A 10,000-nucleotide genomic window follows, 5' to 3' on the forward strand; every position below is an offset into this window, starting at 1 on the left:
GTGGACAGCCATACTTCTGATTTATGGCAGCAAATTTTATCAATCATACAAAACAAACTCAGCAAACCCAGCTTCGACACCTGGTTCAAAGCAACCAAGGCAACCAAGCTGAATGATCAGACCATCGTCATCTCCGCCCCAACCACGTTTGCCGTCGAATGGCTGGAGAGCCGTTACACCAAACTGGTCGGTTCGACGGTCTATGAGCTGCTTGGCAAACAGGTCGATGTGAAATTTGTCATTGAGGAGAACAAACCTGTAGAGCCTGACCCGCAGCTGCCGGCGCCGACGCCGACGGTCGTTCAGGAAGAAGCCGTGCTCAGCATGCTGAATCCAAAATATACGTTCGATACCTTTGTCATCGGGCCGGGCAACCGTTTTGCCCATGCCGCATCGCTGGCGGTCGCTGAAGCGCCCGCCAAAGCCTACAACCCTCTTTTTCTATATGGAGGCGTAGGACTCGGCAAGACCCACTTGATGCATGCGATCGGACATTACATTTTGGAACATAATCCGAGCAGCAAGGTTGTTTATTTGTCATCTGAGAAATTCACGAACGAATTTATCAACTCCATTCGTGATAATCGCGGGGAAAGTTTTCGCAATAAATACCGGAGCGTAGATATTCTGCTAATTGATGATATTCAGTTCCTAGCCGGAAAAGAATCAACACAAGAGGAATTTTTCCATACGTTTAATGCGCTGCATGAGGAACGGAAGCAGATCATCATCTCCAGCGATAGACCACCAAAGGAAATTCCAACCCTGGAGGAGCGACTGCGCTCCCGGTTTGAATGGGGATTAATTACGGATATTCAGCCTCCGGATCTGGAGACGCGGATCGCGATTTTGCGTAAAAAGGCGCGTGCGGAGAACCTGGATATTCCGAATGAAGCGATGATGTATATCGCAAACCAGATCGATACAAACATTCGGGAACTCGAAGGGGCCCTGATTCGTGTCGTTGCTTATTCTTCACTGACCAATCAGGACGTAAGTTCTCATCTGGCTGCTGAAGCTCTGAAGGATATCATTCCTTCCAGCCGTCCCAAAATGATCACGATTCAAGACATCCAACAAAAGGTCGGCGAGTACTACAGCTTGAAGCTTGAAGATTTCAAAGCACGGAAACGGACAAAGGCTGTTGCTTTTCCGAGACAGATTGCCATGTATCTCTCTCGTGAACTGACAGACTTTTCTCTGCCCAAGATCGGGGATGCTTTTGGAGGACGAGATCATACCACGGTCATTCATGCCCATGAAAAAATCTCCCAAGCGATCAAAAACGATCAGGATCTCTATAAAGTTATCAACAACTTAACCGAAAAAATTAAGAATCCAACCTGAACAAGTCCCAAGCCTATGCACAACGTGTACACATGTGGATAGGCTTAATTTTATGGGTTTAACCCCAGTTATCCACATATTCAGTGCCCCTATTACTATTATTACTATAAAGATCTAAAGATATCTTCTCCAAAAAGCCGTTGCAAAGCTCAGCCTTCGGCCTTTCTAAAAACACCTTTTGAATACCATATCCAAACCAGTGAACGTCCAAAAAATCCGCTAGGAGTGAAATCATGAAAATCAGCATAATGAAAAGTTATCTCAACGAATCCATTCAGCAAGTATCCAAAGCCATTTCCAGTCGTACGACGATTCCCATTCTGAGCGGTATCAAGTTCGACGTGAATCACCAAGGTGTGACGTTGACAGCAAGTGACACCGATATTTCCATTCAATCCTTTATCCCGCTTGAAGAGGGAGATAAAAGTGTTGTGCAGATCGATCAGCCAGGCAGTGTTGTTCTGCCAGCCAAGTTTTTCGTGGAGATCATCAAGAAACTGCCTTCGCAGGAAGTGCACATGGAGGTTAAAGAGAACTTCAACACCTTTATCTCCGCAGGTGCAACGGAAATCCAACTGGTTGGTCTGGATCCGGAAGAGTTTCCGGTACTGCCAAGCATTGAAGAGAATCAAACGGTCTCCATTCCAGGAGATTTACTGAAAAATATGATTAAACAAACGGTGTTCTCCATTTCCACTCATGAAACGACACCAATTCTGACAGGTGTACTGTGGAGCCTTGCAGATAATGAGTTGAAATTTGTGGCAACGGACCGCCACCGTCTTGCTACTCGTTCGGCAATGCTGGATAATGCAGAGGGTATTCGTTTCAACAACGTTGTTATCTCTGGTAAAACGCTGAACGAATTAAGCAAAATTGTTCCCGATCAAAATACACTTGTGGATATCGTAGTCGCAGACAATCAGGTATTGTTCAAAATAGACCGGGTGTTGTTTTACTCTCGTATTTTGGATGGGACATATCCGGATACTTCTAGAATTATTCCGACGTCATACAAAACAGAACTTGTTTTGGACACTAAAAAATTAAGTGAATCGATTGACCGGGCTTATTTGCTGTCGCGTGAGGAAAAAACAAATATTGTGCGTATGCAGACGATGGACTCCGGCACGATTGAAATATCCTCCAGTTCCTCCGAACTGGGTAAAGTTAGAGAAGAGATTGAGCCAGCTGAATTTACAGGTGATCCGCTCAAGATCTCGTTTAACTCCAAATACATGCTGGATGTGCTGAAAGTGGTGGAAAGTGAGCAGCTGATGATTGCTTTTACCGGCGTTATGAGCCCGATCATTCTGAAACCGCTGGACGACAGCCACAGCCTGTACGTCATCCTGCCTTACCGGACGACCAACTAACGAAAGGAAGATCATACGATGAAGCAAGTATCGATTCGTACGGAATATATTAAGCTTGACCAATTTTTGAAACTGGCAGACTGCATCCCTACTGGAGGTATGGCCAAAGCCATCCTGCAAGAAGGGCTTGTACGTGTGAATAAAGAGTCTGAGGAACGCCGTGGAAGAAAGTTATACCCTGGGGATATCGTTGAGGTAGACGGAGAAGGCACGTTTGAAGTGGTTGCAGAGTAGAAAACCAAGGTGCAGTCCTGCTGCCTCCTGACGAACGGGATAAAAGGGAGGTTACCGCGTGTTTGTAAACAGCATAGAGCTGCAGCAATTCCGCAATTATGAACATCTGAAGCTGGATTCATTTGGTCCTGTCAATCTGTTGATTGGACAAAATGCACAAGGCAAGACCAATCTGGCCGAGGCTATTTTTGTGCTTGCACTCACCAAGAGCCACCGCACCTCCCGAGATAAGGAATTGATTCACTTTGGTGAAGAACGGTCAAGGCTTATGGCCGAAGTCGACAAAAAGTACGGAGCGGTCAAGCTGGAACTATCCTTGTCGCAGCAGGGCAAAAAAGCCAAGATTAACGGCCTGGAGCAGCGAAAATTAAGTGATTTTGTCGGATCGCTCAATGTGGTGATGTTTGCCCCCGAGGATTTGGAGATTGTCAAAGGCACACCGGGGGTTCGCCGCCGGTTTCTTGACATGGAGATCGGACAGGTAGCTCCGGGTTATCTTTATCATCTGCAGCAGTATCAGAAAGTACTGGTGCAGCGGAATAATCTGCTCAAGCAGCTGTGGGGAAAAGGAGATTCATCCCAAGCAATGCTGGAGATCTGGAACGAGCAGCTTGCAGAACACGGTGTTAAAATCGTCAAAAAAAGGAAACAATTCATAAAGAAACTGCAAAAGTGGGCCGAAACGATCCATCAGGGCATTACCGGAGGCGGAGAAGTCCTGCGCCTGGCCTATCTTCCCTCGTTCAGCGAAGCCGCTGAGGAAGATGAAGCTGTCTTAATGGAGCAATTTATGATAAAATTATCACAAATGAAAGAGCAGGAGATTCGCCGAGGCACAACGCTGAGTGGGCCGCATCGGGATGACCTGTCCTTTTTCATTAACGAACGGGAAGTACAAACGTATGGCTCTCAGGGGCAGCAGCGCACAACGGCGTTGTCTCTTAAGCTTGCGGAGATCGAACTGATTCATGAAGAGATCGGAGAATATCCGGTGCTGCTGCTGGATGACGTATTATCCGAACTTGACCCTTTTCGTCAGACCCAGCTGATTGAAACATTCCAAAGCAAGGTACAAACCTTTATTACCGCTACGGGAATTGAGAGCCTGAACGTTGACAAGCTTAAAGACGCCAGTATCTATCACGTTCATGCCGGACAGGTGGAACGCTAAGGAGTGAGGGCTTATGTACATTCATCTGGGCGGTGAGAAGATCATCCGTTCTTCCGAGTTAGTTGCTATTTTTGATATATCGATTGAAAAATCCTCTAAAATATCCAAGCAGTATGTTACACATGCAGAACAGGAAAAAACAGTCGAACATATCGGTGAAGAGGAAGCAAAGTCCATCGTGGTGACGAAAAACATCGTGTATTATTCACCCATTTCCTCGGCCACGCTGAAGAAGCGGGCTCACCATTTCCCTGATTTGTAGCGGAACGTCAAGAGAGAACTTCGATGTCTGCTCATATTCTTAAGTTAACGCATATTCAAGATATTGAATCTATAGAAGTAGGTGAAAGGCATGTCTATGAATCAACCGTCATATGATGCGAATGAAATTCAGGTCCTTGAAGGACTGGAAGCCGTACGTAAACGTCCGGGGATGTACATCGGTTCCACCAGTGCCAAAGGTCTGCATCATCTGGTCTGGGAAGTAGTGGACAACAGTATCGATGAAGCGCTGGCGGGTTACTGTGATCATATTGAGATCAGCATTCATGAAGACAACAGTGTAACCGTTGTGGATAATGGACGCGGTATTCCGGTTGGCGAACATGCCAAAATGAAACGTCCAGCTCTGGAAGTCGTTATGACTGTTCTCCATGCAGGGGGTAAATTTGGCGGTGGCGGATACAAGGTATCCGGCGGTTTGCACGGTGTAGGTGTGTCTGTAGTTAACGCGCTTTCTGAAAAAGTAGTGGTTACCGTTAAACGGGACGGTCATATTCACCAGCAGGAATACCGCCGTGGTGTTCCGCAGTATGACCTGAAAGTGATCGGTACAACCGATGAGACAGGGACAACCGTGACGTTCCATCCCGATCCCGAAATCTTTACAGAAACAAAAGTATATGATTACGAGACACTGCTGACACGTGTTCGCGAGCTGGCGTTCCTGAACAAGGGCATTGGCCTGACTCTGACGGATGAGCGTACAGGTGCTACCAACTCCTTCATGTACGAAGGCGGGATCATTGAGTATGTTTCCTTCCTGAACCAGAAGCGTGAAGTGCTGCATGAGAATCCGATCTACGTTGAAGGTTCAAGGGATAATATTCAGGTGGAGGTTGCACTGCAGTACAATGATAACTACACCGAGAATATTTATTCTTTTGCCAACAACATTAATACCCACGAAGGTGGAACGCACGAGTCCGGTTTCAAGAGTGCACTTACACGGATTATTAATGACTATGCCCGTAAAGCTGGTGTAATCAAGGATAGTACCGGCAACCTGTCTGGTGACGATGTACGGGAAGGATTAACAGCTATTATTTCGGTCAAAATTCCAGAACCGCAATTCGAAGGACAGACCAAAACGAAGCTGGGGAACAGTGAAGTACGCGGTATTGTGGAATCTTTGTTTGCAGAGAAGCTGCAGGAGTTCCTGGAAGAGAATCCTTCCGTATCTCGTCGTATTTTGGAAAAAGGCCTTCAGGCTGCCCGTGCTCGTGAAGCAGCTCGTAAAGCCCGTGAACTGACACGCCGTAAAGGTGCGCTTGAAGTCAGCTCCCTCCCGGGGAAACTGGCAGACTGTTCATCCAAGGATGCTTCGATCAGTGAACTATACATCGTCGAAGGGGACTCTGCCGGCGGTTCAGCCAAACAGGGTCGTGATCGTCACTTCCAGGCAATTTTGCCGCTTCGGGGTAAGATCCTGAACGTAGAAAAGGCACGCCTTGACCGTATTCTCGGCAATGCCGAGATTCGTGCGATCATCACAGCGATGGGAACAGGAATCGGCGATGACTTCGATATTTCCAAAGCACGTTATCACAAAATTATTCTGATGACTGATGCCGATGTCGATGGTGCCCACATTCGGACACTGCTGCTGACATTCCTGTATCGGTACATGCGCAAAATTATTGAAGCAGGTTATGTGTACATTGCACAGCCGCCGCTCTTCAAGATTGAGCGTAACAAAGTCATCCGTTATGCAGGCTCCGAGAAAGAGCGTGACGAGATCATTGCTTCTCTGGGTGAGAATGCCAAGTTCAATATTCAGAGGTACAAAGGTCTTGGCGAGATGAATGCCGGACAGCTGTGGGAAACAACTATGGATCCGGAAAGCCGCACGATGCTGCAGGTATCGATCAGTGATGCGATGCTGGCAGATGCCATGTTTGATACACTGATGGGAGATAACGTCGAACCTCGCCGTGACTTTATTCAGGAAAATGCAAAATACGTGAAAAACCTCGATATTTAATTGAGTTGCGAAGAGGCGCCTGCGAGGGCGCCTTTTTATATTATAGGCTAGGGAGTCTGCAGCTGGATATCACTTGGCAGTCCTGCGTTTAGCTGTAGAAGCACGCACTTTCGAAGTTGTTTTTTTCGATTTTCTTTTTTTGGAGGGCAGGCGCCCATAAGCAATGGCATAACGTTTGATCTTGCGGTAGGCATCTTTATCCGGGAGCAGGCCGAAAGCATAGATGCCTGGCAGTGTATTCACCTCCAAGATCCAGGGGCGTCCTTGTTCATCCAGAGCAATATCGAGCCCGATTTCTTTAAGTCTTGGAAATGAGCTTTGCAGCTGCACTGCAGTATGAATGCCGAGGCGATAAAGTTCATGTTTTAGCTTCTTATATTCATCCCTTTTCAAATGCGGGAGTACAAGTTCTTCGAATGTCGCCAGACGGCCGCCTCCGTGAATATTGGTGATAATTTTTCCCGGCGCAGCAACCCGTCCTACGATACCTGTGGTTTCCCAGTTGTTCTGCAGGTTCTTCTGGGTTAATACACGCAGGTCAAAAGGTAGGTTCTCATGCTTCATCAGTGGAATGCCTTGTTGAATGATGTAGTCACGTTTCCCAATGCGTTCGTTCAATACGTTTTCAAGTTCATCGAGCGAATGAAAGACTCGTTCTTCCGTTCCTTGTTGAAGATGATAGGTCGTAATTTCGAGCATAACCGGATGATTTTGTTCTGATTTGCCAGAATCGGATGAGGCTGCTCCTTCGGACCCTTCATCACTCTGTGCATCTGTGGGCGTATCTTCAGATGGAGGAGCTGCAAGCGTGGTTCGATTTGTTTTTACCCGCATCACTCCATTACCATACGTTCCCCGGTCCGGCTTGATATAATTCGCTGGGAATAACTCGGTCATTCGCTCCAGCGTTTGCCGGCTGTACTTTCGGGTCACAGGTATATATTCATTTACATGGCGACTGCGCTGTAAAACAGCTGTTTTGGCCCATTTGCTGGAGACGCGCTGGATACCCAATATGCATCAGTCCTTTCTTGATTTGATCGCTTATTCTGAGAGGCTGCACGTAGAAAATCAAAGGACAAGAGACGATTTCAGTGGTATAATAGAGGAATATGGCGATTTGTGCTGCCAGCTGTTAAGGCTGTAGTTTGATTGCCCGGCGGGAACGGCTCTAGCCTTAATTGGACAGGTACATATGCCGCTTTTATAGCATTGTATGTACAACTGGAGAGGAAGGCAGGGCGAATCCCCAGATACGCTTAAGTTCCCGGAAGAAAGGCTATTGCCCAGAGGACGTTTAATTGTGTAACTTTTGTGAAAGTAATATAATAAAGAGTAGCGTTCTTGCGCGGTTTTAGCCTTGTTAGGCTTTTCACATATATTAATTTTTTCGAAATGATTGAATGGGAACGTTTGTTGAAGGACAAGAAGGAGGTCCAGCATGGCGGAAGAAATGAACTCGCAGATTAAAGATCGGGATATTGGCGTCGAGATGCGCGAATCGTTTATGGATTATGCGATGAGCATCATTGTGAGCCGTGCCCTGCCGGATGTGCGTGATGGATTGAAGCCGGTTCACCGGCGCATTCTGTATGCAATGTCGGAGCTTGGCATGACACCTGATAAACCACATAAAAAATCAGCCAGAATCGTCGGCGAAGTTATCGGTAAGTATCACCCTCATGGTGACTCTGCGGTATACGAGACGATGGTACGGATGGCTCAAGACTTCTCCCTGCGTTATATGCATGTGGATGGTCATGGTAACTTCGGTTCAGTCGATGGTGACATGGCTGCAGCGATGCGTTATACCGAGGCACGTTTGTCCAAAATTGCGATGGAAATGCTCAGAGATATCAACAAGGATACGATTGATTTCCAACCGAACTACGATGGTGAAGAGAATGAACCGGTTGTTCTGCCGTCTCGTTTTCCTAACTTGCTTGTTAATGGTGTCGGCGGGATTGCCGTAGGTATGGCTACCAATATTCCTCCTCATAATTTGGGAGAAGTTATTGACGGCGTACAGGCTATGATCAAAAATCCAGACATTACATCCATGGAACTGATGGATTATATTCAGGGACCAGACTTCCCTACATCCGGATATATTCTGGGCCGTTCAGGCATCCGCCAAGCGTACCAGACTGGACGCGGCTCGGTAACGATGCGTGCCAGAACGAATATCGAAGAGAACAACAACAAAGCACGTATCGTCGTTACAGAACTTCCGTATCAGGTGAACAAGGCAAGGCTCGTAGAGAAGATTGCTGAACTGGTTCGTGACAAAAAGATCGACGGTATCACCGACCTGCGTGATGAATCTGACCGAAATGGTATGCGAATTGTAATTGAGCTTCGCCGTGATGTTAACCCAGGCGTAGTGCTGAATAATTTGTACAAGCATACATCGATGCAGTCTACGTTCGGTATTAACATGCTGGCGATTGTGAATAAAGAACCGAAGATTCTGAATCTGCGTGAAGTGCTCTATCACTATCTGCAGCATCAGATTGAGGTCATTCGCCGTCGTACTCAGTTTGAGCTGAAGAAAGCGGAAGCTCGTGCTCACATTTTGGAAGGTCTGCGTATTGCTCTGGATCACATCGATGAGATCATTGCATTAATCCGTTCATCCAGTAATACAGATGCAGCTAGAGAAGGTTTGATTGAGCGCTTCTCACTCAGCCATGATCAGGCTCAGGCTATTCTGGATATGCGTTTGCAGCGCCTGACAGGTCTGGAGCGTGAACGGATCGAGAACGAATACAATGAATTGATGGTCAAAATCCGCGAGTATCGTGAAATTTTGGCTAATGAACATCTTGTACTTGAGATTATCAGTACGGAGCTGCAGGAAATTCGTGAGCGTTTTGGTGATGATCGCCGGACCGAGATCACGGTGGGAGAAGAAAGCATTCTGGATGAGGATCTGATTCCACGTGAAGAGGTTATCATTACGATTACCCATACGGGTTACGTGAAACGTCTTCCTGTATCAACATACCGCAGCCAGAAACGCGGAGGACGCGGCGTTGTAGGGATGGACACGAAGGATACCGACTTTGTCGAGCATCTTTTTGTAACCAATTCTCACAATTACCTGATGTTCTTCACGGATAAAGGTAAGGTATACCGGTTGAAAGCTTACGAGATTCCTGAGCTTGGACGGACAGCACGTGGAACACCGATTATCAATCTGATTCAGATTGAGCAGGGAGAATCCGTCAATGCCGTAATTCCAGTGCAGGAATTCGAGAGCGACAAGTATCTGTTCTTTGCAACACGTCAGGGCGTGGTGAAGAAGACGCCGCTTGAGGATTACACGAACATCCGTAAGGGCGGTCTCATCGGTATTTCTCTGCGTGATGATGACAGCCTGATCGATGTGAAGCTGACGGATGGGCAGCAGGAGATTATCATGGGTACAGCTCATGGGATGTCCATCCGTTTCTCCGAAGGCAATGTACGTTCTATGGGACGCAGCGCTACCGGGGTTAAAGGTATCACACTTGATGATCAGGATGCAGTTATCGGTATGGACGTTGTAGATGCTGATCTGGATGTTCTGATCGTTACGGCCAAAGGGTACGGTAAACGTACACCGGT

At 47.0% G+C, this 10,000-nt stretch carries 8 protein-coding genes (1 of these 8 cut by a window edge); 7 read left to right on the forward strand and 1 reads right to left on the reverse strand.

Annotation, left to right across the window (positions count from 1 at the left end; translation table 11 throughout):
• The 6 genes from dnaA to gyrB all read left to right on the forward strand — a co-directional run bounded on the left by dnaA (nucleotide 1) and on the right by gyrB (nucleotide 6,391).
• On the forward strand, nucleotides 1-1,347 hold the full coding sequence (gene dnaA / locus MKY97_RS00005) for a chromosomal replication initiator protein DnaA (RefSeq protein ID WP_342553574.1): 1,347 nt from the start codon (nucleotides 1-3) through the stop codon (nucleotides 1,345-1,347).
• Nucleotides 1,348-1,580: 233 nt separating this feature from the next.
• Nucleotides 1,581-2,723, forward strand: a complete 1,143-nt coding sequence (gene dnaN / locus MKY97_RS00010) for a DNA polymerase III subunit beta (RefSeq protein WP_342553575.1) — start codon at nucleotides 1,581-1,583, stop codon at nucleotides 2,721-2,723.
• An 18-nt stretch (nucleotides 2,724-2,741) separates the two neighbouring features.
• Nucleotides 2,742-2,957, forward strand: coding sequence for a S4 domain-containing protein YaaA (gene yaaA, locus MKY97_RS00015; protein ID WP_272038174.1), 216 nt, complete (start codon nucleotides 2,742-2,744; stop codon nucleotides 2,955-2,957).
• Nucleotides 2,958-3,015: 58 nt separating this feature from the next.
• Nucleotides 3,016-4,128 carry a DNA replication/repair protein RecF gene (gene recF, locus MKY97_RS00020; protein ID WP_342553576.1) on the forward strand — a complete coding sequence of 371 codons (1,113 nt, stop codon included), beginning with the start codon at nucleotides 3,016-3,018 and terminating at the stop codon, nucleotides 4,126-4,128.
• Nucleotides 4,129-4,141: 13 nt separating this feature from the next.
• Nucleotides 4,142-4,390 (forward strand): extracellular matrix/biofilm biosynthesis regulator RemA family protein, encoded by a 249-nt coding sequence (locus MKY97_RS00025; protein ID WP_090923610.1) that lies wholly within the window; start codon nucleotides 4,142-4,144, stop codon nucleotides 4,388-4,390.
• Nucleotides 4,391-4,480: 90 nt separating this feature from the next.
• Entirely contained in the window at nucleotides 4,481-6,391 is a 1,911-nt protein-coding gene (gene gyrB / locus MKY97_RS00030) for a DNA topoisomerase (ATP-hydrolyzing) subunit B (protein ID WP_342553577.1), read from the forward strand.
• Between the two features lie 69 nt (nucleotides 6,392-6,460).
• Here gyrB and MKY97_RS00035 read toward each other — a convergent pair whose 3' ends face one another.
• Entirely contained in the window at nucleotides 6,461-7,405 is a 945-nt protein-coding gene (locus MKY97_RS00035) for a YheC/YheD family protein (RefSeq protein ID WP_342553578.1), read from the reverse strand.
• Nucleotides 7,406-7,832: 427 nt separating this feature from the next.
• Here MKY97_RS00035 and gyrA point away from each other — a divergent pair, with 427 nt between their 5' ends.
• A protein-coding gene (gene gyrA, locus MKY97_RS00040; RefSeq protein WP_342553579.1) for a DNA gyrase subunit A crosses the window boundary here: on the forward strand, nucleotides 7,833-10,000 show its 5' portion. The gene runs 391 nt beyond the window's last position; only the first 2,168 of its 2,559 coding nucleotides appear in the window; it begins with the start codon at nucleotides 7,833-7,835; the stop codon falls past the right edge of the window.

The organism is Paenibacillus sp. FSL R7-0652, from assembly GCF_038595045.1.
Lineage (GTDB): Bacteria > Bacillota > Bacilli > Paenibacillales > Paenibacillaceae > Paenibacillus.

What these genes read in the sequence shown, in the direction of transcription:
- dnaN (WP_342553575.1), top strand. Translation starts at nt 1,581, where the DNA reads ATGAAAATCAGCATAATGAAAAGTTATCTCAACGAATCCATTCAGCAA.
- yaaA (WP_272038174.1), top strand. Translation starts at nt 2,742, where the DNA reads ATGAAGCAAGTATCGATTCGTACGGAATATATTAAGCTTGACCAATTT.
- MKY97_RS00025 (WP_090923610.1), top strand. Translation starts at nt 4,142, where the DNA reads ATGTACATTCATCTGGGCGGTGAGAAGATCATCCGTTCTTCCGAGTTA.
- gyrB (WP_342553577.1), top strand. Translation starts at nt 4,481, where the DNA reads ATGTCTATGAATCAACCGTCATATGATGCGAATGAAATTCAGGTCCTT.